Origin of the sequence: Thalassospira sp. GB04J01, from assembly GCF_000751115.1 — a bacterium.
Classification (GTDB): Bacteria; Pseudomonadota; Alphaproteobacteria; order Rhodospirillales; family Thalassospiraceae; genus Thalassospira; species Thalassospira lucentensis.
Map to the genome: position 1 here is coordinate 161,362 of NZ_CCDX020000015.1, position 26,897 is coordinate 188,258.

Sequence of the window (26,897 nt, forward strand, 5' to 3'; positions counted from 1 at the left end):
TAAACTGGCATATCAAGGTATGTGACGGCAGGGTGGTTGTAATCTTAAGCCGGAATGTCATTGAGAACGAACACCATTTTAAGAAAGGCCGTGTGACCATGCGTTTATCCTATCGCGGGGTTAAGCCCACCATCGACGAAACCGCCTTTATTGCGCCCAATGCCACAATCATTGGTGATGTGGAGATAGGGGCCGAAACTGGCATCTGGTTTGGTTGTGTCATTCGTGGGGACGTGCATGAAATCCGTATTGGATCACGCACCAACATTCAGGACCTGACGATGGTTCATGTCGCCAAGGGAAAATTCGGGACATATATCGGCGATGATGTCACCATCGGACATGCCGCAATCATTCATGCCTGCACGCTTGAAGACAGAAGCTTTGTCGGTATGGGGGCAACCGTGATGGATGGCTGTGTTATTGAGCAGGGTGGGATGCTGGGCGCGAACGCATTGCTGGCGCCGGGAAAACGTATTCCTGCTGGTGAACTTTGGGCTGGTGTTCCTGCCCGTAAGGTGCGCGAACTGACCCAGGAAGAAATTGAGTTCTTTAAGGTGTCGGCTGATCGGTATGCCGATCTTGCACAGGAATACCGGGTGTCTATTCCACTCGACCTTGGGCAAGAAGACTGAGATGATCGATCCGGCCAGAAAACAACGTCAAAACCGTCCGCGCATAACAAAGTAATACGTCTGCAAAAACGGGGTGTGATTGGCCGTTGTAGGGGAACATGAATGAGAACTGTCTGGCACATTGTGCTTGGCGCATGGTTGTTGGTTGGCGCACAGATCGGTGGTGTGGCGACCGCCCAGACCGCATATCCTGCGCAGGCTGATTCCTGTGGGCAGACGTTAACCGTGCGGGTGGCGGAAACCTATTTTCCATTTAGTGTGAAAAATGACAACGGCGACCCGTCTGGTACTGATATCAAGTTCATTCGACAGATTTTGTCATCCATGGGATGTCGGTTCGAGTTTGTCTTCATGCCTTGGAAAAGGGCGCTTCACGGTATTGAAAATGGCGAACTTGATGTACTGCCGTCCGCATCAATGACCCCGGAACGTGAAGAATTTGCACGTTTTTCGCATCCCTACCGGAACGAGGTTTCCGGAATGGTTATTCGCAAAGGCGATATCGGGCGGTTTCCGCTGCAAACGGTCGATGATATTTTTCTGTATAATATGAAGCTTGGATATGTTCGGGGGGCGTATCGCGGCGCGTTGTTTGCAGCGTTTCTGGAAATGCCGGGGGCGGACACGCAGTTGATTGAGGTCAGCAAAGCCGAACACGGACTTAATCTACTGTTGAGTGGACGTATTGATGCGGTGGTCGGCAGTCCTGCGATAACCCTTGCATATGCGGATCAAGTCGGGTTTGCCGATCAGATAATGGCCCATCCGTTTAAATTCGGCGTAGACCCAATTCATTTGATGTATTCGAAAAAAAGTGTCTCGAAAGAACTTGTCGGTCGCATTGATGTCGCACTTGATGCCGCCGTTAAAACGCAGGCCTATAAAGCGCTTTACGGGATTGATGCGGTGACGGAAATGTCGGGAAACTAGGGGCTGAACTCAATTGCCTCTGGTCATGGATGTTCAGGTTTCGTGCGATTGCGGGCGTGATTGGCACGATGTGCTTGCCTGTCGGTTGGTCATACGGTAGCAAGACGGCAACCCTTCATAATAAACTTTACCGTGCGCCACCACGCCCGGTCACAGGAAACGGAACCGGGATATGACTCGTTGGCAGGCAAACGCCGTAATTGTCTTTGTCGCCCTGATCTGGGGCACAACCTTTGTCGTTCAGCAAACCGGTATGGAAAATATCGGCCCGCAATATTTTACGGGCGTGCGGTTCTTGTTGGGGACATTGGTGGTATTGCCGTTTGCGTTACGTGATCTGCGCAAAATCAAACGCAGTGGCGGGGCACTTTCACGGCTTGATGTGTTTGGATTGGTGGCCACGGGCATTTCGATGTATCTGGCCAGCATTCTGCAGCAAATCGGCATCATTTCGACATCGGTAACCAATGCGGCCTTCCTGACGGCGTTTTATGTGCCGATGGTGCCGGTTTTGGCCTTTTTCGTTTTTCGGGCGCGTCCGCACTGGTCGGTTTGGCCGGGGGGCATGATGTGCGTTCTTGGCACTTATATGCTGAGCGGGGGTAACCTTTCGGCATTGGGTTCGGGCGATTTTTGGGTGATGGGCAGTGCGGTGTTCTGGGCGACACAGGTCGTTTTGATCGGTGTGATGGTCAATCGCACCAATGCCCCGGCACTGGTTGCCGCAACCCAGTTTTTCATTACCGGTATTCTGGGGATGGTGATGGGGGCTTTGACCGAAACGTTCAGTTTTGCCGATATCTATAACGCCGGATTTGAAATTCTCTATGCCGGGATCATGTCGGCCGGGATTGCCTTTACCCTGCAGGCGGTGGCCCAGAATTATACCGAAGCCGCCGATGCCGCCATCATCATGAGTGCCGAGGCGGTATTTGCCGCCATTGCGGGTGCGTGGTTCCTTGGTGAACGTCTGGCGCCGGCGGAATATGCCGGTTGCGGCGTTATTTTGGCCGCAATCGTCGGTGTGCAGCTGTTGCCAATGATGCGCCGTCGCCCGCGCGTTGCAGTATAAAAACAATCTGCCGTGATGTCGGGTACATGTGCCTGATGCTATCCTGCCATGGATAGATGTTCATGTGGGCATTGACTTTTATCAAAGCAGGGGGCAAATCTGGGGTGTAAATGAGTATCATTTACGATGCTGATATGCGCCGTTTCGCCCCGTTTCGCAGAAGTTAAAAGTGCCCGCTATGCGTGTTTTAAAGTGCCGTTGTTTCAAACCTTTCCGTTCTGGTGCAGCCGTCATGGCTGTTGCCATGGTGATGGCAGCAGGAATGGCTGGTGGCGCGCAGGGTTCTGAAACCACGACGCAGCAAGACCTCTTGCGTAAGCTTGTTGGCGATGCACATGGTGTTTCGACCAACCTGACTGTGCGTGAAATTGCCGCAGCCACCGATAGCCTGCAAGACAGTCCGTTTGAAAACCGGGCGGCATTGGGCGAGGCGCTTTATTTCGATACCCGTCTTTCGGCCAACCGCACGCAAGCCTGTGCCACCTGTCACGATCCGTCAACGGCGTTTCGCGATCCGCGTTTTGATGTGGCGGACGGGGCGTTTTCACAAGGTGATGACGGCAAAAGCCTTGGCGATCGGAATGCGCCGATGGCGGCCTATGCGAAGTTTTCGCCGACATTCCATGTCCGCGAAGATGGTGTCGCAGTCGGGGGGCAGTTCTGGGATGGGCGTGCGGCTGATTTGGCCGAGCAGGCCGGTGGGCCGCCATTGAACCCGATTGAAATGGGCATGGCTGATAAGCAAACCCTGATCGCACGACTGCGTGATGATGAAGATTACTTTGCCGGGTTCAAGGCGCTGTTTGGCGATGATGTCTGGTCAGATGATGATGCGGCCTATCGTGCGATGACGCAGGCCATAGCAGCCTTTGAAGAAACCGATGAATTCGCCCCGTTCGACAGTAAATATGACCGGTTTCTGCGCGGTGAGTACAAAATGACGCCGCAGGAAGAGCTCGGCCGGGTGTTGTTCTTCTCGCAGCAGTTTACCAACTGCAATACCTGCCACATGTTGAAAACCAGCCCAACGGCAGAGGGCGAAACCTTCACCAATTACGAATTCCACAACATCGGCGTGCCGCGCAATGTCGCCACACGCGGTGCCAATGACAAGGATGTTGCTTTTACCGATAACGGGTTGCTGGATAACCCGGCGATTGAGGATGCGGGGTATCGTGGCAAATACAAAACCCCATCATTGCGCAACGTGGCGGTAACCGGCCCTTATATGCATAACGGCGTGTTTTCCGATCTTTCTACCGTCGTGCGGTTCTACAACAAGTACAACAGCCGCGCGAAAGCCAACCAGACCAACCCCGAAACGGGTAAGCCGTGGGGCGATGCGGAAGTGGTCGATACGATTTCACTGACCGAGCTTGAGCAAGGCGATGCGCTTGACAGCAAACGCATCAATGCGATTGTCGCGTTTTTGAAAACGCTAACCGATGCGCGCTATGAACCGCTTCTGGCAGATCAGGAAGAACAAGCTGCAAAGAACTGATTTTAATTGGTTTTAAGCGTCTCGATCACCGCACTTTGCGCCAAGTCGCCAAAGCCGTCTGATGTTGCCTTTGTAAAGACATCCGATGCCGCCCGGCCAACGGGCAGGGACATTCCCATATCGGTTGCCAGTTGCATGGCATAGCTTGCATCCTTGGCGCGCAGGCCCGTGGTGAAGTGAATGCCTTCGTGATGGTTGCCGCTGACCATTCCGGGAACCGTGATATTGCCCGACATGCTGGCGTTTGCCCCATTGGCGAATGTTTCCGCGACCAAATCACCATCCAGACCAGCCTTTTGCGCAACCGCGACCAGTTCGGCGGCCGCGGCGATATGCACCGCGCCAAGAAGGTTGTGCATCAGTTTGTACACCGTGCCCGATCCAATCGGGCCGAAATGAACAATCTGTTTGCCGACGGCATTCATGAATGGCCGGGCGCGATCAAGAACCGCATTATCTGCGCCGATCAGAAAGACGGTGTTGCCTGCTTGAATATCAGCGGGAACGCCGGTTACGGGCGCGTCGATATACGCGCAGCCTGCTGCTGTGATCTTTGCGGACAGTTCCAGAACGAAGCCATGCGACAGGGTGGAACATTCAATCGCCAGTGTTTCGGGTTTCATGGCCGAAAGTGCACCGTCAACGCCCAGCCAGACGGCCTCGGCACCGCTGTCGTCGGCCATAAAGGAGATTACGATATCGGCATTGCGCACCGCATCGGCCGGTGTGGCGCAGGCTTTGGCCCCCAAGGCAACAAGCGGTTCGGTTTTAGCCGTGCTTCGGTTCCAGACTTGAACAGCATAACCCTGTTCAAGGGAACGGATGATCATTGCCGATGCCATGCGGCCAGTTCCTAGAAATCCGATCATTTGGGTCATGATGTGGTTTATCCTGTATTCTACATTATGCAATTTGCGCGGTATCTTGCGATTGGCGATGCCACAATTTGCCATGAATGTACCATGCCAAGCCCTTGAATAAAGGCGATTGTGATGATGGCAGTCCAAAACAGGGAAATGACGTGACCGGTATCAGAACTTCTTTTTCGATGATTTTCGCGATGGCGGTAACGCTATGGCCATTTGCGGCATCGGCCGATTTTAGGAAAAGCGACTTAAAGGCAGATCCCAGCGGCCAGTTTTATTGCGACGAGACGATGGACTGGTGTTTTGGTCTTGCCCAGAAACCCAGTAATGCCGGCGAGGGGCACACACCGCTTCTTCTTGTCCTACGTGATGGCAAAGAGGTGACGCGTCAGGAAATTATTCTGGGTAAAAGACGGGATGACGGCAATGGCGGTTGGCGCAAGACCGGCATTTGGCCGCACCGGTTTCATGATCCGCAACGCCGTGGTGCGTTTCTTATGGGAATTGTGACGACCACGACGGTTGGATATTCAGGCGGTGGCGCATCTGTTGCAATGCTGTCACTCATTCGGGTGGACCCGACGCCGGGAAATAACCCGACAGGAACGCCGCTCGTACTTGGCATGGTTGCAACGGTTCCACTGGAAGCGTCCAAAATGATCCGGGCCTGCTTTAGCGAACAGGACGTGATCGACCGCCATCAGGTTTGCCATGATGAATATGATTTTGAAGCCAGCATTACGCCGCTATCGGACGTTGGCGCGCAGGTTGGTGACGATGACGCGGGGCAGGGCAACATGCCGTCGCTTCAGTATGTTGCACGGGCAAGCCGGTTCCCACCAAACGCTGATCTTGGCACGGACTCAAGTGTCCGACCGCCTTTGAATAAGCAGGAAATGGTACGTGCACCTGACCTTGCATGTAGTTTCGATGCGGTTTTCAAGTTTGACCGCAAAACACAATTATATGAAACGGATATTCCGATTGAAGGGTGTGAAACCTATTTGATCCCATGAAAAAGACGCGCTGTAATGGACACAGCGCGTCTTTTTTTGTGCCTGAATATGGTGCGGGCTTAAGACAAGCGCACTTTGACGTAATCGCCCGGTGCCGGGCCAAGGACCTTGAGCTTGCCGTCGCCGGGTTTGCGCGCATCGACTTTGCCACCCGATCGACGACTGATCCAGTTTTGCCAGTCGGTCCACCATGATCCGTCGTGCTGGGTGGCTTTGGCGATCCAGTCGTCGGGATTTTCCGGGGTGCGGTTATAGGTCCAATAGCAATATTTCTTGGCCGCAGGCGGGTTCACCACACCAGCAATATGGCCCGATGCTGACAGGACGAATTTAACCTGACCGGACATAAGCTGTGTTCCGGCATAGGTTGCCTGCCACGGCGCGATATGGTCTTCGCGGGTGGATAGGAAATAGACCGGGGTTTTGATATCACGCAGGTCAATCGGCTCGCCAAGAATTGAAATTCCGCCGGGTTCACGTAGCAGATTTTTATTGTACATATTGCGCATATAAAAACTGTGCATGGCCTTTGGCATGCGGGTGGAATCGGAATTCCAATACAGCAGATCAAACGGGAACGGGTCTTTGCCCAGCATGTAGTTGTTGACGACAAACGACCAGATCAGGTCATTGGCACGCAACATGTTAAACGACATCGACATGTCCCGCCCATCAAGATAGCCCTCCTTGGACATCTTGTTTTCGAGACTTTTGATCTGTTCATCATCGACAAAGACCGACAGTTCACCCGATTTTTCAAAATCCATCAGGGTGGTAAAGAATGTTGCGGATTTAATCCGGTCATCCCCGGTTTTGGCCATATAGGCAAGCGTGGAGCTTAGCAGCGTCCCACCAAGACAATAGCCAATCGCGTTGACGTCGCTTTCACCTGTTGCTTTCTCAATCATGTCCAAAGCCGCAAGTACGCCGTCCTTGGCATAATCTTCAAAGCTTTTTTCGGCCAATTCGCTGTCGGGGTTGACCCATGACAGGACAAACACGGTGTGTCCTTGATCGACAGCCCATTTGATGAAGGAATTTTCCGGGCGCAGATCAAGAATGTAATATTTGTTGATCCATGGTGGCACGATCATAAGCGGGCGTTTGGCGACCTTGTCGGTGCTTGGCGTATATTGTTGCAATTCCATCAAGGGGGTTCTGCCGACGACCGATCCTTCGCTGGTGGCGACGTTTTCGCCAATCTTGAATGCATCAAGGTCCGTCATGCGGATTTGCAGTTTGCCCTTGCCACGTTCAAGGTCGCCCAGAAGATTCTGAAGCCCCTTAAGCAAATTCTCGCCGCCACTTTCGATGGTGGTGCGCAGAACTTCCGGGTTGGTCATCAGGAAGTTGGTCGGCGAAATCGCGTCGGCAAACTGGCGGGTATAAAATTCGACCTTCTGGGCTGTTTTGTCATCCAGACCGTCGACGTCATGGACAAGATTTTGCATCCATTGCGATGACAGAAGGTAGGACTGTTTGATGTAGTCAAAGACTTCATTATTTTCCCACGCCTCGTCACGGAATCGACGATCCCCGCGCAGCGGTGACGCCACAGGTTCGGAGTCTTCGCCCATCATGCGCAGCGTTGTGTTATGCCACAGCATATAATATTGCTGCCACAAATCCATTTGCGCCTCGACCAATTTGGTCGGGTTTTGCATGATCTGGCTGGTTAATTCGACAAAGGCCGAGCCGATATTAAGGGGGTCAGGATCAGAAATTTCAGGGTCTTCAGCCTGTTTTGCGAGGAAGTCTGCGACAAGTCGTTGACTTCTTTCGGCAATTTCTGCCATTGCTTCTGACAGTTTTTCGGGGTCCGGGTGATTGAGTTCAGTTTCTTTGGCCTGTTGATCGCTCATGGGGCATTCCCTTATGATACCGCGATGGATAGGGCGTAACACAAAAACGTGGTAAGCATCTTTGCAATATCGCAAGACTTTTTACGTTTTATGTTCCGGCTATCCATTTGGCGCGCCGGGTTGAAACTCTGCTTGATCACAAGCTAATCATGGTCTTAGCCTAGCTTGCCGGTATGGGGTAGTACAAGAATTATAAGGTGACGTTTTGCAGGCTTATTCAACGCAGGCGTCATCAAACCAAAGTTTGGAGCAGCGAAAACAAATGGGCGTTCTGAAATCGACGACAGGGCAGTGGTCGTGGCAGGAGACTGCAAGGGGGAAGCTGCGGCTATTGCTGCAGACCGGTTCTGCGCTGGCGGTGGTCATGACACTGGGCGCCTGTTCTTCGGTTCCTGATGCGATCAATCCGGTGGAGTGGGGCAAATCCGTTGGCGATATGTTCGACGGCGAAGGCGATGAAACCGCCAAGTCCGAAGAAGCCATTCCCGGTGAAGACGGCGAATATCCGAGCCTGTCAGATACGCCGGCCAAACCCATTGTGACCGGTGATCAAGAGCGCGATGCCCTGATTGCGGGCCTTGCTGCGGATCGCACCAATGCGCAATATACCCAAGGGGGCCGTCGTCAGACGTCCGACCCGGTCAATGCGTTGCAGTCTGCACCAGAAGTTTCTGCATCTGAACCCGTCATCCAGCCTGCACCCACCACCCCGGTGAGCAGCAGTGCAATGGCTGATACGACCAGTGCGGCGACCACAAGTGCCACCAAAACAACTGCGGCTGCGACCAGTGGTGTTACATCGGCACAGTCGGGGTCGAAAATCGCCGATGAGTGGTCGGCAAAGTCACCAACCTCCGGCCCGATTCCAACCCCGGAAGCTGCACCTGATCGTCCGGCTGTTGTGGCCGGTGCCGCAGCAGGGGCTGCTGCAGGTGCCGCATCAACCGCCAGTGAGCGTGAGGCCGAGCAGTTGGCCGCCTATGAGGCCGCACAGGCCGCAGAGGCCGGTAACACAGCCACGCCAGAACCATCAAGTGCACCCGCACCGTCGTCTGGTGATCCGGTGATGGATCAGTATCAGCGCCGCCTTGCCGAAGGTCAGGGCCAGTTTGCCAATGAACCGACCGCATCGTATGCACCGGTTGGTCAGGGTCAGGACTTTGACTATTCGATGTATTCTGACAATGGTGCGGTCACTGTCGATGAAAGCCAGTTTGGCGGTTCCGATCCGGTTTACGGTGGCGACACCATGACAATGGATATGTCAGAAACCAACGACATGTTGGCATCCCGCCTTGGCGTGCGGTCGATCAATCAGGCTGGTCCGTCTGTCAATGGTGTTCAGATTGCACAAATCCAGTTTGGCCATGGTTCATCAAACCTTGGCGGTACGGATGGCAATGTTTTGCAACAGGTTGCCACTACCTGGCAGCAGACCGGCGGCGCCATTCGTGTGATTGGCCATGCGTCAATGCGAACCGCGAACATGAGCCTTGAAGAACATATGCAGGCAAACCGCCACGTTTCGGAAAAACGTGCGTCGGCAGTTGTGTCACGCCTGTTGTCACTTGGTGTTAATCCAGGCGCGATCTTTGTTGGGGCAGATGGCTCGGCTGATCCGCGGTATTACGAAGGTGTTCCGGCCGGTGAGGCAGGCAACCGTCGCGTGGAAATCTTCCTCGATTACTGATCGCGACTTTAAAAGTATCACCTGATCGGACAGAGGTTCGCAGGGGGGACTGAACGAATATCATCAGCGCGGAAGGGCATGCCTTTCCGCGCTGATGTTGTTTCAGGGGACTGGATGTGCCCGGTTTTGAATTTAAGCACGGTTCAAGTGCATTAATTCGTTGAGTCATTATCCCAGAAAAGGTAAATCCTTCGAATTGTACGCTGTGAAGCGCCTTTTTTAGGTGTCTCTACGCAATTTTCGTAAATTCGAGGATGTGCTTTTCGCATAAAATTCGAAAATCGCCAATTTGATGAGGATGTAGGATAATGTCCCAAGACTTCCACCGCATAAAACGTCTCCCGCCCTATGTATTCGCAGAAGTAAATGCGATGAAGGCGGCGGCACGGCGCGCGGGTGAGGACATTATTGATTTCGGCATGGGCAACCCGGACCCGGCCACCCCACAGCATATTGTTGATAAACTGGTCGAAACGGTTCAGAACCCGCGCACGCATGGTTATTCGATGTCACGCGGCATTCCTGGCCTGCGTAAAGCATTGGCTGCTTATTATGGCCGTCGTTTCGGGGTGGATATTGATCCGGAAACCGAAACGGTTGTAACCCTTGGCTCCAAGGAAGGTTTGGCCAATCTGGCGGCTGCGATCACAAGCCCCGGCGATATCTTTTTGGTGCCCAACCCATCCTATCCGATCCATGCCTTTGGTTTTATCATTGCCGGTGCCGCATTGCGCCACATCCCGATTGGCCATGATGATCAGGGCACATTCAGCACCGAAAGTTTCATGGAACAGCTGCACCGGGCGGTAAAACACTCCGTACCCAAACCAAGTGCGGTTGTGTTGAACTTCCCGGCCAACCCAACGTCACTTGTGGTTGATCTGGCGTTTTATCAGGAAGTTGTCGATTTCTGCCGTAAGCATGAAATCTATGTCCTGTCTGATATTGCCTATTCCGAGATTTATTTTGATGGCAATCCGCCTCCCTCGATCCTGCAATGCAAGGGGGCCAAGGATATCGCCGTTGAATTCTATTCGCTTTCGAAAACCTATTCGATGGCCGGCTGGCGCATCGGGTTTGCCACGGGCAATAAAAAGCTGATCAACGCCCTGACGCGGATTAAGTCATATCTGGATTACGGTGCGTTTACCCCGGTTCAGGTGGCGGCAACCGCCGCCCTTAATGGCCCGCAGGATTGTGTTGAGGAATTCCGTAACCTGTACCGTGAGCGCCGCGATATCTTTATCGAGGGTGCATTAAGTGCAGGCTGGGAAATCCCAAGCCCGGCGGCCACCATGTTTGCATGGGCACCGATCCCTGATGCCTTTGCCGAACTCGGATCACTTGATTTTTCCAAGTTGCTTTTGCAGGAAGCGGGCGTTGCAGTGGCACCGGGGCTTGGCTTTGGCGAGTATGGTGATCGTCATGTTCGGATTGCACTGGTGGAAAACAAACACCGCATCCGACAGGCCAACCGGAACATCAAACAGTTTTTTTCCAAGTGCCCGGATGCAGATTCTGCACGTGAACTGTTGAAGAAATCTGTCTGATATCTCATAAAGCATTCTGTGTTTCGCCCGGGACATGTCCCGGGCGTTACTTTGTCAGGATGCAGGACGCATGAAATGATGCGGTTTGTGTCCTTGCGGATTAAACCACGGGCTTAGGAGTTATCGTGAAAGACGTCGTTAAAATCGGTGTGGCAGGCCTCGGTACGGTCGGTGCCGGAACCGTTAAACTGCTGAGTGAACATCGCGACATTCTGACCGACCGTTCGGGTCGCCAGATTGTTGTTACAGCGGTATCGGCGCGTGATCGAACTCGCGATCGTGGTTTTTCAACTGACGGTCTGACATGGTATGAAGATGCCCGTGATTTGGCGGCTGACAAGGACGTCGACATTCTGGTCGAACTGATCGGTGGATCAGACGGCATTGCCTATGACGTATGCAAGGCCGCCCTTGAAAACGGCAAGCATGTTGTCACCGCCAATAAGGCGCTAATCGCGCTTAAGGGTGCTGAGCTGGCCCAGATTGCCGATGCCAACAAAGTCACCATTGCCTATGAAGCAGCGGTTGCCGGCGGTATCCCGGTGGTCAAGGCGCTTCGCGAAGGTTTGGCAGGGAATGCCATTTCGCGTGTCACCGGCATCCTGAACGGGACCTGTAACTTCATCCTGACCACCATGCGTGAGCAGGGCCGTGATTTTGCCGACGTTCTGGCCGAGGCGCAAAAACTTGGTTATGCCGAGTCTGATCCGACCTTTGACGTTGATGGTATTGATGCCGCGCACAAGTTGGCGATTTTGGCCAGCCTCGCCTTCGGGGTTGAGGTTGATTTCGATGCGGTGGCGGTTGAAGGCATTCGCAGTGTTTCGGCGCTTGATATTCAGCTGGCCGAAGAACTTGGATACCGCATCAAGCTTCTTGGGATTGCCAAGCAGACGCCAGAAGGCATTGAGCAGCGCGTATCGCCCGTAATGGTGGACCGTTCAACACAGATTTCCAAGGTCGAAGGCGTGTTTAATGCCGTCGCGCTTGAAGGCGATTACGTTGGCCCGGTTGTCCTGCAGGGACGCGGGGCGGGTGAACGCCCGACCGCATCCGCCGTTGTTGCCGATATTGTCGATATCGCAGCGGGCCGCACCGCACCGGTATTTGGTGTTCCGGCAGAACGGCTTAAGAAGAACGTGCGTGCGTCACTCGAAAAGCATGTTGGTGCCTATTACCTGCGCCTGATGGTCTGGGATCGTCCCGGGGTTATGGCAAAGGTGACCGCGACCCTTGCCCAGCACGGTGTTTCGATGGCCTCCATGATCCAGCATGGCCGGGCTGAAACCGAAGGTGGTGTTGTGCCCGTCGTGATTGTTGCGCATGAGACAACCGAAGCCGCAATGTCGGGGGCGGTCGAAGATATCGCAGCGTTTGAAAGCAATTCGCAGCCGCCGGTTCTGATGCGGATTGAAAGTTTCGCATCTTAATAAAACAAACAAGATATAAACGCCTCGCACCTGTCAAGATGCGGGGCGTTGTTGCAGCAGTCAGTTTGACTGGTATGATCACGCAGGTTCGCGGGGCTTGAGGCAACTGTCATAGAAAACCTGTAGAAAGACATATTTCGATCAAGGTTTCGCGCCACTGTAGGTTTTTACAGTTAGGCCCCCGGTCGGTGGGGAAATGCGGAAAAGACAAGAAAAATAAAGCAAGACAACAACGAGACAGGGCCCCCAGACCCTGCACCACGAAACAAGGAAGACAAAATGGATCGAAATCTCGCGCTTGAAACCGTCCGGGTTACCGAGGCCGCAGCACTGGCGTGCTCTGGCCTGATGGGACGTGGCGATGAAAAGGCTGCTGATCAGGCGGCTGTTGATGCGATGCGTAATGCGCTTAACAGCATGGACATCAGAGGCACGGTCGTCATCGGTGAAGGTGAACGCGACGAAGCCCCGATGCTGTTCATTGGCGAAGAAGTCGGGTCGGGCGAAGGCCCGGAAATCGACATCGCGCTTGATCCGCTTGAGGGCACGACCATCTGTGCGACCGGCGGGCCGAACTCTTTGGCGGTTGTTGCCATGGCGGAAAAGGGCGGCTTTTTGAACGCGCCTGACACCTATATGGAAAAAATCGCCGTTGGTGGTGGTTTGCCAGACGATGTTGTTGATCTTGATGCCAGCCCGGCCGAAAACCTGAAAAACCTTGCAGCGGCCAAGGGCTGTGCGGTTGCTGATCTTGTGGTTTGTATTCTGGATCGTCCGCGCCATCAGGACATCATTGCCAAAACCCGCGAAGCAGGTGCACGCATCATGTTGATTGGTGACGGGGATGTCGCCGGTGTAATTGCGACCTCGCAGAAAACATCGGGCATTGATCTTTATATGGGGACCGGTGGCGCGCCAGAAGGCGTTCTTGCCGCAGCCGCCCTTCGTTGTATCGGCGGTCAGTTCCAGGGGCGTCTTGTTTTTCGCAATGATGACGAAATTGCGCGGGCGAAAAAATGGGGTATCGAAGACCTTAACCGCAAATACAAGCTTGGCGAACTTGCCAAGGGCAATGTGATGTTTGCCGCCACGGGCGTTACCGATGGTGCAATGTTGCGCGGTGTGCGCCGTTTTGCCAATGGTGCGGAAACCGAAAGCATCGTGATGCGCAGCCAGTCAGGCACCGTGCGTTATGTTCGCGCGGTTCACGATTTCAGCCGGAAAGTCTGGTACAAATAAGCGCCATATTTTCGCAATGGTCAAAAGGGAGTGCCGCGCACTCCCTTTTGTCGTTATACCAGTATTCTAATCGCTTGCAGGGCAGGGCGGTCTGGGTTACATCCTGCGCCCCTTTAAAACATAAAAAACGCCGGAGCCCGCCAAATGTCGGAAATTATTGCGCTTGATTTTGGAACGACCAATTCCGTTTTGGCGGTGGCCGACAGTGCGGGCAATGTGCAATCGGCAAAGTTCGAAGTGGGTGCCAACAGTTTTGATACCTACCGCACCATCCTGTATTTCTGGGAAGAACAGGAACTGACCGCGCCAGGCGCACCGACCCATATGCAAAGCCGGTCCGGCCCGTTTGCGATTGCAGAATATCTGCGCGAAAGCCACGATTGCCGCCTGATCCAGTCGATGAAGTCATACCTTGCATCCAAGGATTTTGACGGCACGGATATCTTTGGCACGACCTATTCGATCGAAGATTTGATCGCGACGTTCCTGACCCAGATCCATCATTTTGCACAGCACAGCCTTGGCTGGTTGGGACAGCGGGTGATTTCCGGGCGTCCGGTGGCCTTTGCCGGGAGTAACCCGGACAATGATTTTGCCGAAATGCGCCTGCGCAGTGCCTATGAGCAGGCCGGGTTTGACGTTGAAGCCATGGTGTTTGAACCCTTGGCCGCGTCCTATTATTACGGGCGGGAACTTGAAAAAGCCGAAACCGTTCTGGTTGCCGACTTTGGCGGCGGGACCAGTGACTTTTCGCTGATCCGCTTTACGCCCGGTCTTGGTATGCGCGGCGTGCAACCATTGGCCCATACCGGCCTTGGCGTTGCGGGCGACCGGTTTGATTACCGCATCATCCAAAAGGCCGTCTGGCCGCGCCTTGGTTTTGGTTCTGACTATAAATCAATGGGGGCGACGCTGCCCGTGCCGCGCCAGTATTACACCGCATTTTCACGCTGGCACGAACTTGCCATGATGAACCAGCCCAAAACCATCAATGAAATCAAAAGTCTGATCCGCTCGGCGACCAAGCCCGATGATATCGAGGATCTGGTGGCGATCATTGAAGAAGAAATGGGTTTCCATCTTTATCAAACCGTGTCGAAAGCCAAGGCAGAACTGTCTGATAACGACAGCGCCTTACTGCAATTTTCCCACGGTGGGGTGGAGATTGAAGAACGCCTGACGCGGGCTGATTTCGAGGCTGCGATTGCGCCTGACATGGCCGAGATTGAGGTCGCAGCCAAACACTGCCTTGATCAGGCAGGCTTAAAAGCCGGTGACGTGTCCAAGGTCTTTATGACTGGCGGCACATCCTATGTTCCAGCAGTGCGCGAAATGTTTGAAGACGGCTTTGGCAAGGACCGCATCGAAATCGGCCAGCCGTTCCTGTCGGTCGCCCATGGCTTGGCGCTGATAGCAGCGGATGAGGGGATTGTTTGAAAAGGTGATCGAATTTATGGACGTGGACGAAACTGTGCTTTAAGCCATTTTAGACATTTGAAGTTCGAACTAGAAGACACTCACGGCAGGTTTGGTGTGAACTAGATGCTCTTGTGATTTGAGGGGGGGGGGGGAGACTTTGCTATTTCATGAACTGGCGTTTTTATACGTGTTCATGCCCGTAACTATGGCGATTGCGATTTGGGCCGGGCGTAAAGACGATAAGTCCCTTTTCATATACTTTCTATGTGCAGCATCCCTTGTTTTCTATGGTTGGTGGAACCCGGTTTTTGTGCCGCTTTTGGTTATGTCAATCGTATCTAACTATTTTTTGGGTAATTTCCTCGTTAAATCTCGGGACGCCTCTCGGAAAAAGGCATTCCTTTTCTTGGGAGTGGCGGCAAACCTGCTGGTACTTGTTGTGTTTAAGTATTTGGGGTTCTTTGCCGATATTATCGGGGATGCTTTTTCAGCCAAACCTGTTGTCCTTCAGTTAGAGCTTCCTCTAGGGATATCGTTTTTCACTTTTTTACAAATTGCATACATTGTTGATGCTGCAAAGGGTGAGACTGTTCGTGACAAATTTGCCCCCTATTTTCTTTTCGTTACTTTCTTTCCGCATCTGATTGCGGGGCCATTGGTTCATCATCGAAGTCTGATTAGTCAGTTTTCACAGAAGATGACTAACGCTACTGAAAATCTATCGGTAGGGTTTACGATCTTTGTGATCGGTCTCTTCAAGAAGCTGGTTCTTGCTGATATTGTTGTCTACTGGTCTGACGCAGTTTTTAATGGTGCAGCAAATGGTGTTGCTCCAAGTCTGGTTGACAGCTGGGTTGGCGCCATCTCCTTTACCCTGCTGATTTATTTTGATTTTTCGTCCTATTCCGATATGGCGATTGGATTGTCGAAAATGTTGGGCATCCGTCTTCCTGAGAATTTCAATTCTCCCTACAAGGCGACTTCGATCATTGAATTCTGGCGGCGATGGCACATTACGTTGTCGAGTTTCCTGCGAGACTATCTTTACATCCCCCTTGGTGGAAATCGTAAAGGTCAGATGCGCCGACATGTCAATCTTATGATTGTGATGCTTTTGGCGGGGCTTTGGCATGGTGCCAACTGGCAATTCGTTCTTTGGGGCGGATTGCACGGCACGTATTTGCTGATAAACCATCTGTGGGGATCGCAGAAACTTATTATACTTCCAAAACTTGTTGGGTTTCTTATAACGTTTGTCGCGGTAGTTTTTGCTTGGATTCCATTTCGTGCGGAAACTTGGGATGCGTCGGTGTTGGTTCTGAAAGGGATGATTGGGCTGAATGGCATTATTCTGCCGGTTCACTATGAAGCACTGCTGCCGAGTGCTGCTGCGCACGCGCTTGAAAGCCTTGGTGTTATGTTCTCTGCCCTTACTGTCTACGGCGGGTTGACACAATTAATGTCTCTGGGAATGTTGCTGGTATTTGTCTGGGTTCTACCCAATACGCAGCAGATCATGGGACGATATGACGTGGTGCTGGAAAAACGGGCGAAACCCGTTCCCATCTGGATGTGTTGGAAGCCTTCCATTGCATCGGGATGTGTCGTCGCGGTTTTAGGCGCCTATCTTTGGATGTTGGGTTTGCAGGGAAAAGCTGGTGAGTTCATCTACTTTCAATTCTGATCGTTACTTGGTGATTGTTCTCGTGGGGGGGCTCCTAGTACTTGCCTTTATTCTTTTCGGGCTGGAGTTGTTCCTTCGTAATCAGGCATCAGGCAGCGCTGGCGATCAGCAATATCGTGAGCGTTTCCTCCATGGTACGGCTCCTTGGGTTGCTTTTGGAGATTCGCATGTAGAGGGCGGTTTGCTCTCTGTTGCATGGTTGGACAATCTTGGAAAAGCGTCTGACAACCTTGAAACCATTTCGGATAAAGTATCGTTAAGGCTGCAGAGGGGCGGTTTACAAGGGGTAATACTGCCAGCTGATCCACAAATTTTCTCGTTCTACCGCCTGTCAGCAAAACAAGAAAACAGGATTGATGCTTTGCGGTCAGATCCTTCGGTTAGTTTGTTTATTCTCAACCCTAGTTACCGCCAATACCTGGAAATGATCTTTTGGACGTTGGTGCAAAAACCAATACATTTTTTTGTCGGGGAAAATGAACGAACTGAACAAGACAAGGAGGCCGATAGTTGGAACCGAACCATTGCAATAAGGGTGCAGTTGCATACGCCCGTACCAAACATTTTTGATCTTGATGCGGCGGATCAATACAGAAAAATGGTGCAGGTATTGAAATCGCATGGGCTGGCTGTTTGCCTAGTAAGATATCCAGTATCACATGACTACCTTCTCGCTACTCAGAAGTTGGATGGGTTTGAGAATGCGCAAAACTTCTTTAAAGCGGTGTCATCAAACTTAAATGTGCATTTCGTAGACTTATCCGAAATTCTGCCAAATGAAATCTTTGATGACCCCGATCATGTGCCGCCCTCTGCCAGAGGGGAAGTCACTGCCTTTGTGAAGGAGAGATGCGATATACAGTAGGCGAAGCGAATTCGTTGAGAGCGGAGATTTAGCCAGCATTATTTCTAACCGTGACCCATTGATCTGCGTCGACTGCAGAAAATGAAGAAATTTTTGCAGTTTCTTCTGTAACCTTTAGATAAATTTTATGATTTTTATGAACACGAAAAATCCCCGCCACATTGGATTTGCAAAAGCACCACAGCGGCGAAAAATAGGCCAACAGCCAAGCCGCTTAACGCATAAAGCCAGATCGAGAGCGGATGGCGTTTTAACACCCATGGCAGAATACCGCCCATAAGACACAGGGCCGGGAAGGCCAAGAGGCTGTAAAACATCAGTTGGGTAATCGGATTATTTTCCGATCTCGGTGCATCAAACATCATCACCATCGGCAGCGACAGAAGCGCGCCGAGGATGGAGATGATCGTCAAGGTGATCCGAAGGCCTTTTTTGTGGGTCATTTCGCGTATCCGTTTCGTGTTTTGATTGTTTTCTTTGCTATTGTTGTCGCACCAGTTTGCATACCTTTTGGCTGTGTGCAATGCGTTGTGGTGTAGGTGATGTTTTTCACCATGCGCAATCGCCCTTTCTTTTCAGGTGGTTCGACCACATCTATTTGCCAATGTAACGGACACGGTCGGCAACGGCATGCGAAGGTCCGCGTTTGAGATCAGGGAGAACGACCGATGAGTATGGAAAGTGACACTCATGTCATTGAACGGCTAACCGGGCAAATCGTGCCCGCACTTCCCTTACCGGCAACAGACGGGCAGCCGGTTGATTTGTCTGTTCTTTCCGGGCGCACGGTTGTCTATGCCTATCCACGGACCGCCGAACCGGGAACACCATCTCCCGCCGGGTGGGATCAAATTCCCGGGGCCAAGGGTTGCACGCCGCAATCCTGCTCGTTCCGCGATCACGCCAAAGAACTGGCTGGTGTTGGTGTCACCAACCTGTTTGGGCTTTCAAGCCAAAGCACGCAACACCAGCAAGAAGCGGGCGAGCGTCTTCATTTGCCGTTTGCGTTGTTGTCGGATGCCGATCATCGGTTTAAGGAGGCTATGGCAATGCCCGACTTTGAGGTCGAAGGTATGCGGCTGTTCAAGCGTCTGACGATGGTTCTGGACGATGGCAAAATTACCAAGGTGTTCTATCCGGTTTCGGAACCTGCACAGGATGCCGACAACGTTTTGAAATGGTGTCGGGACAATCCGCGGGCCTGATCTTTGACGCACGGGCGGTTATCATGGTTGGCTGATTCCGCCATTGTTCGGGCCGAACTGCATGAGCCGAAAAATTATCCAGTTTAAGCTGACCCAAGATTGCGCTATTTCATGGGCATGACAGATCATGCGTTTGAAAAGACTTTTATGGGGATCGAACGATCCGCGACCGGTAAATGGTGGCGGGAGCGCGATCTGGATGAGCGACTTGGCATTACCATTGCCCAGCGGTTCGGGGTGCCCGAAATTGTCGGGCGGGTGATGGCATCGCGCGGCATCGGCTTGGATGATGCCGAAAGTTTCCTGACCCCGACATTGCGTGATTTGATGCCTGATCCGTCCTCGTTAAAGGATATGGACAAGGCGGTATCGCGCATTGCCGATGCGATTGAGGCGGGTGAAAAACTTGCCGTTTTTGGTGATTATGACGTTGATGGTGCGACCAGCACTGCGCTTTTAAAACGGTTTTTCCGCGCTCTTGGCGCCGATGTGCCTGTCCATATTCCCGACCGCATGAAAGAGGGCTATGGACCGAATGCCCCGGCGTTGCTGGAATTGCAGCGCAACGGTGCCAACCTGATCTTAACCGTGGATTGCGGGGTGACTGCCTATGCCCCGCTGCAAGAAGCCAAGGATGCCGGGATCGAGATCATTGTGGTCGATCACCACGCGGCAGAACCGGAATTGCCGCCTGCGGTCGCGGTGGTGAACCCCAATCGACTGGATGACGAAAGCGGTCTTGGTAATCTGTGTGCGGCAGGTGTGGCGTTTTTACTGTGTGTCGCGATTTTGCGCGAAGTGCGCAGTCGCGGCTGGCTCGAAAAAGCCGGACTGCGTGCGCCGGATTTGCGTAACTGGCTTGATCTGGTGGCGTTGGGCACGGTGTGTGATGTTGTGCCGCTGCGTGGGTTGAACCGTGCCTTTGTCACACAGGGGATCAAGGTCATGCGTCATCGATCCAATGTCGGCATGACGGCATTGGCCGATATTGCTGGGGTGAATGAAACGCCAAGTGCCTATCACCTTGGGTTTGTTCTGGGGCCGCGTGTAAACGCTGGTGGGCGCGTTGGCGAGAGTTTCCTTGGCACAACCCTGCTTTCGGGGGAGAATCCCGCTGAGGCGCAGGATATCGCGCGCAGGCTTGATGAATATAACCGTGAGCGCAAAGCGATTGAGGATATCGTCCTTGATCAGGCAATTAGTGCCGCCGAAGGCAAATCAAAAGTCGGCTCGATGGTGCTGGTCGGTGGTGAGGACTGGCATCCTGGCGTGATAGGCATTGTCGCAAGCAGGCTTAAGGACCGGTATCACGTGCCATCCTTGGTGATGGGGATGGTTGACGGGGTCTATAAGGGATCAGCACGATCTGTGCGCGGCATTGACCTTGGGGCGGCAATCATTGCCGCACGCCAGTCCGGGCTTCTGATCAATGGCGGCGGGCATGGCATGGCGGCGGGCTTTACGCTTGATCCCGAAAAACGCGATGCGTTTGAAGCATTCCTTGAAGAACGCTTTGCCAAGATCATTGCCGAAAATGATATTCGCCCGACCATCACGGTTGATGGTGCGCTTCATGCCGCAGGCGCGACGTTTGATTTGGTTGAGGCGCTTGAAAATCTGGGGCCGTTTGGGGCAGGCAATGCCGAGCCCCGGTTTGTCTTTGTCGATTGCCGGGTGATCAAGGCCGATGTGGTCGGGGCTGATCATGTGCGCTGTATCCTCACCGGATCGAACGGCAAGGGGCGGCTTAAGGCCATCGCATTTCGGTGCCTTGATAATGATATGGGCCAGACGCTTATCAGGCATGGTGGGCGTCCATTGCATATTCTTGGTCATTTGCGTCGTGATAGCTGGCAAGGGCGCGAAGGCGTTCAGTTGATGATTGATGATGTGTCCCTGCCGGTGTGATCGTGATGTCTTGGTGGGGGCGCAAAACCCTGATATATTAAGAGGATAAATCGTCATGTTGCGTGAAATTCGTGGCTCATATGTGCTGAAATAGCATTAGAAGCGAGTATCCTTGTTGATCCTTTCTGGCGAAGCTCAGGACCTTCAGACAAGCCGACTTTGCCGCAATAACCCTGTTTTGCGTCGATGTTGCGGGTGCTTGTTGAGGGTTTTGCTGACTGCTGCGGTTGTGATGGTGACGGGAACCATTGTTCAGGCGGGGCCGCTTGATGGTTTGGACCCGTCCGATTTGCAAAAAGCGCGGAACGTCACACTCGTCACCGAAGAATATCCACCGTATAATTTTATCGACTCAGGTCAATTGCGCGGGGTTGGTGCCGATGTAGTGCAGGCCATGGCCTTGGCCATCGGTTATCATAAGGAAATAGAGGTTCTGCCGTGGAAGCGCGTACTTCTGCGTCTTGAGGATGAGGCGGAGCTTGGTGGATTTTCCATGACGCGCACCGCGCAGCGTGAAGAACAGTATGCCTGGGTTGGCCCGATTGTTAAGGCCAGTGTCGGGATGTACCAATTGGTGGGGCGAATTCCACCTTTGCGCTCGATTGAGGGGTTGCGCCATGTTGAAGCAATTGGCGTGCAGGCGGGCGGTGCGCATGAGCAGGCATTGCGCACATATGGTTTTGAGAATCTTGAGCCGATCTACAATCAGGGCAGTAGCATCCAGATGCTTGCAGCGGGCCGGATTGATCTTCTGGTTTCCTCGGACATTGAACTTTTTGAGCAGCTGAACAAAACAGCGCTTACGCGAGAAGACCTTGAATTGGTCTATAGCTTTGGCCGTGGTGATCTTTATCTGGCTTTTTCAAAAAAAATATCGGCATCTGCCCTGCAGGTTTGGCAGTCGGCCTATGATCATATTGTCGAAAACGGGGAGTTTGGTCGTATCATGGCAAAACACGGCGTGATGGACGGTCAGCATCCGCTGCTTGAAGGTGATCTGTCCGTCGGGCAGTAAAGAATAAACAACGCATATTTGCCCTGTGCGGCAAAGACTTGCCGTAATCTCAAGATGGGATTATGCCAGACGCATCATGACAAAGCACCCCACGACGCCATCCTCATCTTCTTCTCACAGTCTCAAAGCTTTTTTGACGGTTTTGATCCCGATCCTTCTGGCATTTTCACTCAGTCAGTTTTTCAGATCCGCTCAGGCGCTTCTCGCCGAACCGCTGCGCGCGGAGCTTATGGTTTCGCCAGAACAGCTTGGCCTGATTTCCGGTAGTTTCCATTTTGCCTTTGCCCTGATGCAAATTCCGGTTGGCGTGATGCTGGACCGTTATGGCCCACGGTTGACCAACGGCTGCCTAATGTTGGCGACGGTGGTTGGCGTTTTGATTTTTGCCAATGCGCAAAGCGTCGTCGGATTGATGATCGGGCAGGCGGTGATTGGACTGGGGTGCTCGGCGGCATTTATGTCTGCCCTTGTTCTGGCCGCCCGCTGGGTGGCACCCGAAAAGTTTGCGGCAACATCGGGTTTGATTGTGTCGTTTAGTTTGCTGGGGGTTCTGGCATCGGCAACACCATTGGCCGCCTTGGTCGAAAGCCATGGCTGGCGCATGGTTTATTACGGGTTGGCGGGATTGAGCGTTTTTGCCGTGATTCTTGACTTCCTGTTTGTGCGCGATACGCCGCCGGGCCGGGTCAAGGCCGACCAGAAGGGCGAAACCGTTATAGAGGCCCTACGCGGGATGGTTTCGGTCTGGAAAAATCGACAGGTCTGGCTTTTGTGCGGGGTGGCGTTTTTCAGCTATCCGACGATCCTGACGGTGCGTGGGCTTTGGGGCGGACCTTATTTGCATGATGTGTTTGATCTCGGGCCGGTCGGCGTTGGAAATATCCTGCTGATCATGACGGTGGGTATGATCCTTGGGCCGCCGACCTATGGGCAATTATCACGCAAGTGGGTGGGCAAGACGCATGGCTTGATTGTCTTTGCGGTGCTGGTCGGAGCGGCGGCCTGTTTGTTACAGGCGTTTCTGGGCCCTGTGGGGGTTGGTGTGGCCGCGGTGTTGCTGTTGCTGCATGGGTTCCTTGGCAGCAGTGCGACGCTTAACTACGCGGCCTCGCGTGAGGCTGTTGCGGAACATCAGATCGGCCGGGCCCTGACGACGATCAACCTTGCAACTTTTGCCGGGCTGTTTGTGTTGCAAGGCATTGCCGGATTGATCATAGGTCAGTATGAAGCCGGATCGCCCGATGGCTATCGCGCGATGTTTGTTTTCCTTGGAGTAGGACTTGGCGTGGCGGGGATCAGTTTCTGGTTCGGCGCGCGGCGTAAAAAGGGATAATCTGGAACCGTTCGACCATCGGCTCGGGTTGTCGCAACATGCTTTCATCCTTATGTGGAAGGACGAAACGTGAAATAAACCACCTGGTTAAACAAGGAGGCTTGGTTTTTCCGGGATTTGGCCGGTTATGGCCCTATTTTGGGTGGGGGATTAAAAAAAACGTCACAGGGGCGAAAAAGCCGCTTGACCTTACCCGACCCAATCGCTAAAAACCGGCCTCGTTAACGCGCTGCGTCCCCTTCGTCTAGAGGCCTAGGACACTGCCCTTTCACGGCGGCAACAGGGGTTCGAATCCCCTAGGGGACGCCACTCGTTAACACAGACTGTTTTTGGTGACCGTGTCCCCTTCGTCTAGAGGCCTAGGACACTGCCCTTTCACGGCGGCAACAGGGGTTCGAATCCCCTAGGGGACGCCACCGAAACACAGTCCACATAAAATCGCTTTGCGATCTGCGTCCCCTTCGTCTAGAGGCCTAGGACACTGCCCTTTCACGGCGGCAACAGGGGTTCGAATCCCCTAGGGGACGCCACTTTTCTGATCGCAGGATCAATGTGTTACCAGCAAATGCTCGTCCGATGGTTCGGCGGGCATTTTTTGTTTTCCAATCTCCCTTAAAAGTCGGAAGCCTTAAAACCGAAATCGGTGTTGGCGGACGATTTTCTTTTTGTGCAGGCGATATCGCCGCGTCAGGCTTTCACGCAGTTGCTCGGCCGTCGGGCGGGGGAGTTCGATGGTTTTGCGCAGGTCGGGTGTTTCATCCTCTGTGGTGGCATTGTCCGTGGCGATGACCGCTGCCGTCTCGGCGAATAAATCCACCGGATCGGCTTGGTCCGCGGCAAACAGGTCGGTCACCCCTACACCTAGCAAACGGTATTTCGTGCCGTCGATTTCCTTTTTCAAAAGTGTCAGTGCGGTATCGAGAATGACGTCTTCGCGTAACGTCGGATAGGTCAGGCGCATGTTGCGGGTGCGGATTTTGAAGTCCGATGATTTCAGTTTTAGCACCACGGTGTGGCCAGCAATTTCCTTGCGCGCCAGATCACTGGCGACACGGGCGGTCAGGCGGGTAGCAATTTTGGTCAGTTGATCAAGGCCTGCGACATCTTCGTTAAAGGTGGTTTCCGACGACAGGCTTTTGCGTTCGGTACTTTGTTCGACCCGACGATTGTCTTCTCCGCGTGAAAAGTAATACAGCCGTTTGCCAATGCTGCCGTAACTGCCTTGCAGGGCATGGATATCGCGTTCCTGAAGCTGTCCGATGGTGGTGATGCCATCGTCATGGAGCTTGCGTTCCATCGCCGGTCCAACGCCCCACATCATGCGCACCGGCTTGTCGGCCAGAAAATTAACCGCCTCGGCCGCACCTATTATTGAAAAGCCAAAGGGCTTGTTGAGATCAGATGCGATCTTGGCGAGGAATTTGTTATAGGAAAGCCCTATGGAAACGGTAATGCCGACCTCACGTCGGACGGTTGTCTGAAGTTCGACCAAGCATTCGGCAGGTGACTTGCCATGCATGTCATGGGCGTTTGACAGGTCCATAAAGGCCTCGTCAATCGACAGCGGCTCGATGTCCGGGGTCAGGGCGCGCATCATATCGCGAACCCGATATCCTTCGCGCTGATATTTCCTCATATCAGGGGGCAGGAACACGGCATCGGGGCACAATTCACGGGCCTTGAAGGCGGGCATGGCAGATCGGACACCGTATTTACGTGCCACGTAACAACAGGTCGAGACAACCCCGCGATGGCCACCACCAATGATCACGGGCTGATCAATCAATTCCGGGCGGTCGCGTTTTTCGATGGAGGCATAAAACGCATCGCAATCAAGGTGACCGATAAAAAGGTCCGGCAGTTCAGCGTGCGCAATGGCGCGTTTGGCACCGCAGGATGAGCAGGCAACATAGGAACCCGCACCGCCCTTGGGCAGCGGTCGATCAAGGGTCAGGCGCCATTTATGCTGGCAATCGGTACAAAGCGCATAGAGCATGCTTATTTGTACTTCTTTTGTTCCTTTGTTGCCAAGTCCGGAAATAGCCAAGCTGGTTTGAATTGTATGTTTGCTGACAGGTGCTGTCAGCAAGTCGGGCCAAGAAAAAGCCGGGGATGTGCCCGGCTTTGGTTATTGGTCTTATGGGTGACCGCGCATTTGCTTGGCGCCTGATGCTAGCTTGTCGGTTTTCGCTCGGCTGGTTTTGGGGCGGCCGGTTTTGTCGCTGCGGGCTTTTGCCCGGCCTTTGCGGCACGCTTTGCGCGGCGCTGGCGGGCGATCATTTGATCAATGTAGCGTCCCTGAAACAGCGTAATGCCAAGCGACTGGCCAAACTTGATGGCGGTTGGACTATCGCACCGGCACAGGATGACGCGTTCACGCCCGGAGTTTTTAACTAGACTGTCCATCTCGCCGTATTTTTTGCGGATGACATTGTCGGTCATTTCTTCGCGCCATGCGACTTTGATGAAATCGGCCTTAAGCCGTTTGCGATCCACAAAGGACAGCGATTCCACGGTCAGGTTGTCAATCAGGATGCGATAACCGCGTTCATGGAAATCATCACGCACCTTCAAATATGTTTCCAAATTGGAAAACAGATCGACCTGATTAAGTTCGATGATCACGTTGCCCGGCCATTTGCGCCGCACGGTTTCATCAAACTTGTCAAAATCCTTGGACGTCAGCGTGCCAAGGTTCAAGTTTAACGAGAATGAGCTGGCGTGTGTCTTGAATGTCCGCTTGCACAGGTAATTGAGCATGCGTTTATCAAGGACTTCGGTCATGTGCTGAAACAGCCAGCGATTTGATGCCAGATCAATCTTTGGCATCAAGGCATTGCGCAGATCGGTGATGGAGACAAAGAATTCATCGAAAACCGGATGGAGTTCCTTGGACCCGCCATGGGCAAATACGCACACGGGTTGCTGACGGATATGTTCCGAAAGGTCGGCCGAATGAATGGTTTCTTCAAGCTGGGCGAGGTTTTCCGCATCAATCGGCTGCAGGGTTTCATCCTTGTCGCGCTGCTGGGCTGCGCGCATGTTGAGGTTTTGCTGCAGTTTTTTGGCGCGTTCATCAAGATGCTGACACAGCAGCAGGAATTCCTGAAACTCGGTATTCAGGTTGTACCAGGTGCAAAAGCCGGTTTCTTCGCTGTCGTCCTGTGACAGCGGGTCATCGCGGAACAGATAGCGCAGCGTATCGACCGCCGGTTCAACATCGGCGATTGATTTGTCTTTCCACACGAAAATAAGATCGTTGTTGGTCAGGACAAAGATACGCCCGACATAGAGTTTCACATAGCTTTCAAAGGTATTGGTCGCAACGCGGATGTGATAATCGCGGCGATGAAACGGTTTCATCCGCGACATATGGATATGTACCGCGCGATGCCCGTATTTCCGGGTTTCCAGCCGTTGCACATAATCAAGCAACAGGTATTCCTGTAACGCCTGCTGACCATATTGCTGCGGTTCAATCACGAGCGACCCCTGAAAGAGAAACTAATAGTTTTATATCGTTATGGGCTCATTCCATACAATGGCGAGCAACGCCGGAGCAAATCATATTCTTCTGAAGTTCAGGTTAACACCTCGATCTGCCTGTCTCTTTTATATGAAGTATCTATTGCCAAGGGCAAGTCGGAGCTGAATGACAGTTACGGTTTTTTCTTTAA

Annotated in this window: 21 protein-coding genes and 3 tRNA genes; 19 read left to right on the forward strand and 5 right to left on the reverse strand. The window is 53.0% G+C overall.

The window, feature by feature from the left end; translation table 11 throughout:
* Positions 1 to 98: 98 nt before the first annotated feature.
* From AMM48_RS16520 to AMM48_RS16535, 4 genes are all read left to right on the forward strand, one after another.
* Positions 99 to 635 carry a gamma carbonic anhydrase family protein gene (locus tag AMM48_RS16520; protein ID WP_102785125.1) on the forward strand — a complete coding sequence of 179 codons (537 nt, stop codon included), beginning with the start codon at positions 99 to 101 and terminating at the stop codon, positions 633 to 635.
* A gap of 102 nt (positions 636 to 737) precedes the next feature.
* Positions 738 to 1,565 (forward strand): transporter substrate-binding domain-containing protein, encoded by an 828-nt coding sequence (locus AMM48_RS16525; RefSeq protein WP_102784938.1) that lies wholly within the window; start codon positions 738 to 740, stop codon positions 1,563 to 1,565.
* 172 nt (positions 1,566 to 1,737) lie between these two features.
* Positions 1,738 to 2,637 carry a DMT family transporter gene (locus AMM48_RS16530; RefSeq protein ID WP_102784939.1) on the forward strand — a complete coding sequence of 300 codons (900 nt, stop codon included), beginning with the start codon at positions 1,738 to 1,740 and terminating at the stop codon, positions 2,635 to 2,637.
* Positions 2,638 to 2,869: 232 nt separating this feature from the next.
* Positions 2,870 to 4,138: a cytochrome c peroxidase gene (locus tag AMM48_RS16535; RefSeq protein WP_244271266.1), complete on the forward strand. Its 1,269-nt coding sequence runs from the start codon at positions 2,870 to 2,872 to the stop codon at positions 4,136 to 4,138.
* 2 nt (positions 4,139 to 4,140) lie between these two features.
* Here the strand turns inward: AMM48_RS16535 and AMM48_RS16540 are convergent, their stop codons facing one another.
* Positions 4,141 to 5,016, reverse strand: coding sequence for an NAD(P)-dependent oxidoreductase (locus tag AMM48_RS16540; RefSeq protein ID WP_102784940.1), 876 nt, complete (start codon positions 5,014 to 5,016; stop codon positions 4,141 to 4,143).
* Between the two features lie 143 nt (positions 5,017 to 5,159).
* Here AMM48_RS16540 and AMM48_RS16545 point away from each other — a divergent pair, with 143 nt between their 5' ends.
* A complete protein-coding gene (locus AMM48_RS16545) occupies positions 5,160 to 6,020 on the forward strand; it encodes a hypothetical protein (RefSeq protein ID WP_146030419.1) in 861 nt (286 codons plus the stop codon).
* A 59-nt stretch (positions 6,021 to 6,079) separates the two neighbouring features.
* Here the strand turns inward: AMM48_RS16545 and phaC are convergent, their stop codons facing one another.
* Positions 6,080 to 7,882 carry a class I poly(R)-hydroxyalkanoic acid synthase gene (phaC, locus tag AMM48_RS16550; protein ID WP_102784942.1) on the reverse strand — a complete coding sequence of 601 codons (1,803 nt, stop codon included), beginning with the start codon at positions 7,880 to 7,882 and terminating at the stop codon, positions 6,080 to 6,082.
* Positions 7,883 to 8,213: 331 nt separating this feature from the next.
* Between phaC and AMM48_RS16555 the strand changes: the two genes are divergently transcribed.
* The 7 genes from AMM48_RS16555 (at position 8,214) to AMM48_RS16585 (ending at position 17,759) form a co-directional block, all read left to right on the forward strand.
* Positions 8,214 to 9,572, forward strand: a complete 1,359-nt coding sequence (locus tag AMM48_RS16555) for an OmpA family protein (RefSeq protein ID WP_244271267.1) — start codon at positions 8,214 to 8,216, stop codon at positions 9,570 to 9,572.
* 308 nt (positions 9,573 to 9,880) lie between these two features.
* On the forward strand, positions 9,881 to 11,122 hold the full coding sequence (locus AMM48_RS16560; RefSeq protein ID WP_022730507.1) for an LL-diaminopimelate aminotransferase: 1,242 nt from the start codon (positions 9,881 to 9,883) through the stop codon (positions 11,120 to 11,122).
* 125 nt (positions 11,123 to 11,247) lie between these two features.
* Positions 11,248 to 12,552 carry a homoserine dehydrogenase gene (locus AMM48_RS16565; RefSeq protein ID WP_102784944.1) on the forward strand — a complete coding sequence of 435 codons (1,305 nt, stop codon included), beginning with the start codon at positions 11,248 to 11,250 and terminating at the stop codon, positions 12,550 to 12,552.
* Between the two features lie 279 nt (positions 12,553 to 12,831).
* On the forward strand, positions 12,832 to 13,791 hold the full coding sequence (glpX, locus tag AMM48_RS16570) for a class II fructose-bisphosphatase (RefSeq protein ID WP_102784945.1): 960 nt from the start codon (positions 12,832 to 12,834) through the stop codon (positions 13,789 to 13,791).
* A 144-nt stretch (positions 13,792 to 13,935) separates the two neighbouring features.
* Positions 13,936 to 15,228, forward strand: a complete 1,293-nt coding sequence (locus tag AMM48_RS16575; protein ID WP_102784946.1) for an Hsp70 family protein — start codon at positions 13,936 to 13,938, stop codon at positions 15,226 to 15,228.
* Between the two features lie 139 nt (positions 15,229 to 15,367).
* The gene (locus AMM48_RS16580) at positions 15,368 to 16,894 is read left to right on the forward strand and encodes an MBOAT family O-acyltransferase (RefSeq protein ID WP_146030420.1); all 1,527 of its coding nucleotides are present in this window, start codon (positions 15,368 to 15,370) and stop codon (positions 16,892 to 16,894) included.
* On the forward strand, positions 16,869 to 17,759 hold the full coding sequence (locus tag AMM48_RS16585) for a hypothetical protein (protein WP_102784948.1): 891 nt from the start codon (positions 16,869 to 16,871) through the stop codon (positions 17,757 to 17,759). The genes AMM48_RS16580 and AMM48_RS16585 overlap by 26 nt, the downstream gene beginning before the upstream one ends.
* 134 nt (positions 17,760 to 17,893) lie before the next feature.
* Here AMM48_RS16585 and AMM48_RS16590 read toward each other — a convergent pair whose 3' ends face one another.
* Complete coding sequence (locus AMM48_RS16590; protein ID WP_244271268.1) at positions 17,894 to 18,202, reverse strand: hypothetical protein; 309 nt, start codon at positions 18,200 to 18,202, stop codon at positions 17,894 to 17,896.
* Positions 18,203 to 18,427: 225 nt separating this feature from the next.
* Between AMM48_RS16590 and AMM48_RS16595 the strand changes: the two genes are divergently transcribed.
* The 7 genes from AMM48_RS16595 (at position 18,428) to AMM48_RS16625 (ending at position 23,750) form a co-directional block, all read left to right on the forward strand.
* Positions 18,428 to 18,964, forward strand: a complete 537-nt coding sequence (locus AMM48_RS16595; RefSeq protein WP_102784949.1) for a peroxiredoxin — start codon at positions 18,428 to 18,430, stop codon at positions 18,962 to 18,964.
* A gap of 111 nt (positions 18,965 to 19,075) precedes the next feature.
* Positions 19,076 to 20,872, forward strand: coding sequence for a single-stranded-DNA-specific exonuclease RecJ (gene recJ / locus AMM48_RS16600; protein WP_102784950.1), 1,797 nt, complete (start codon positions 19,076 to 19,078; stop codon positions 20,870 to 20,872).
* Between the two features lie 202 nt (positions 20,873 to 21,074).
* Positions 21,075 to 21,887, forward strand: coding sequence for an ABC transporter substrate-binding protein (locus AMM48_RS16605; RefSeq protein ID WP_146030421.1), 813 nt, complete (start codon positions 21,075 to 21,077; stop codon positions 21,885 to 21,887).
* 76 nt (positions 21,888 to 21,963) lie between these two features.
* Positions 21,964 to 23,220 (forward strand): MFS transporter, encoded by a 1,257-nt coding sequence (locus AMM48_RS16610; protein WP_102784952.1) that lies wholly within the window; start codon positions 21,964 to 21,966, stop codon positions 23,218 to 23,220.
* Between the two features lie 233 nt (positions 23,221 to 23,453).
* Positions 23,454 to 23,529 (forward strand) — tRNA-Glu (locus AMM48_RS16615).
* 31 nt (positions 23,530 to 23,560) lie between these two features.
* Positions 23,561 to 23,636, forward strand: a tRNA-Glu gene (locus AMM48_RS16620).
* Positions 23,637 to 23,674: 38 nt separating this feature from the next.
* Positions 23,675 to 23,750, forward strand: a tRNA-Glu gene (locus AMM48_RS16625).
* Between the two features lie 98 nt (positions 23,751 to 23,848).
* Here AMM48_RS16625 and AMM48_RS16630 read toward each other — a convergent pair.
* Together AMM48_RS16630 and AMM48_RS16635 are read right to left on the reverse strand one after the other, a co-directional pair.
* Positions 23,849 to 25,216 carry a DNA polymerase IV gene (locus tag AMM48_RS16630; protein WP_102784953.1) on the reverse strand — a complete coding sequence of 456 codons (1,368 nt, stop codon included), beginning with the start codon at positions 25,214 to 25,216 and terminating at the stop codon, positions 23,849 to 23,851.
* Positions 25,217 to 25,392: 176 nt separating this feature from the next.
* Positions 25,393 to 26,703 (reverse strand): EAL domain-containing protein, encoded by a 1,311-nt coding sequence (locus AMM48_RS16635; protein ID WP_102784954.1) that lies wholly within the window; start codon positions 26,701 to 26,703, stop codon positions 25,393 to 25,395.
* Between the last annotated feature and the right edge of the window lie 194 nt (positions 26,704 to 26,897).

Excerpts from the sequence above, each read along its gene's own strand:
- AMM48_RS16520 (WP_102785125.1), top strand. The coding sequence starts at position 99 with ATGCGTTTATCCTATCGCGGGGTTAAGCCCACCATCGACGAAACCGCC.
- AMM48_RS16525 (WP_102784938.1), top strand. The coding sequence starts at position 738 with ATGAGAACTGTCTGGCACATTGTGCTTGGCGCATGGTTGTTGGTTGGC.
- AMM48_RS16530 (WP_102784939.1), top strand. The coding sequence starts at position 1,738 with ATGACTCGTTGGCAGGCAAACGCCGTAATTGTCTTTGTCGCCCTGATC.
- AMM48_RS16535 (WP_244271266.1), top strand. The coding sequence starts at position 2,870 with ATGGCTGTTGCCATGGTGATGGCAGCAGGAATGGCTGGTGGCGCGCAG.
- AMM48_RS16540 (WP_102784940.1), bottom strand. The coding sequence starts at position 5,016 with ATGACCCAAATGATCGGATTTCTAGGAACTGGCCGCATGGCATCGGCA.
- phaC (WP_102784942.1), bottom strand. The coding sequence starts at position 7,882 with ATGAGCGATCAACAGGCCAAAGAAACTGAACTCAATCACCCGGACCCC.
- AMM48_RS16560 (WP_022730507.1), top strand. The coding sequence starts at position 9,881 with ATGTCCCAAGACTTCCACCGCATAAAACGTCTCCCGCCCTATGTATTC.
- glpX (WP_102784945.1), top strand. The coding sequence starts at position 12,832 with ATGGATCGAAATCTCGCGCTTGAAACCGTCCGGGTTACCGAGGCCGCA.
- AMM48_RS16575 (WP_102784946.1), top strand. The coding sequence starts at position 13,936 with ATGTCGGAAATTATTGCGCTTGATTTTGGAACGACCAATTCCGTTTTG.
- AMM48_RS16590 (WP_244271268.1), bottom strand. The coding sequence starts at position 18,202 with ATGACCCACAAAAAAGGCCTTCGGATCACCTTGACGATCATCTCCATC.
- AMM48_RS16595 (WP_102784949.1), top strand. The coding sequence starts at position 18,428 with ATGAGTATGGAAAGTGACACTCATGTCATTGAACGGCTAACCGGGCAA.
- recJ (WP_102784950.1), top strand. The coding sequence starts at position 19,076 with ATGGGCATGACAGATCATGCGTTTGAAAAGACTTTTATGGGGATCGAA.
- AMM48_RS16610 (WP_102784952.1), top strand. The coding sequence starts at position 21,964 with ATGACAAAGCACCCCACGACGCCATCCTCATCTTCTTCTCACAGTCTC.
- AMM48_RS16630 (WP_102784953.1), bottom strand. The coding sequence starts at position 25,216 with ATGCTCTATGCGCTTTGTACCGATTGCCAGCATAAATGGCGCCTGACC.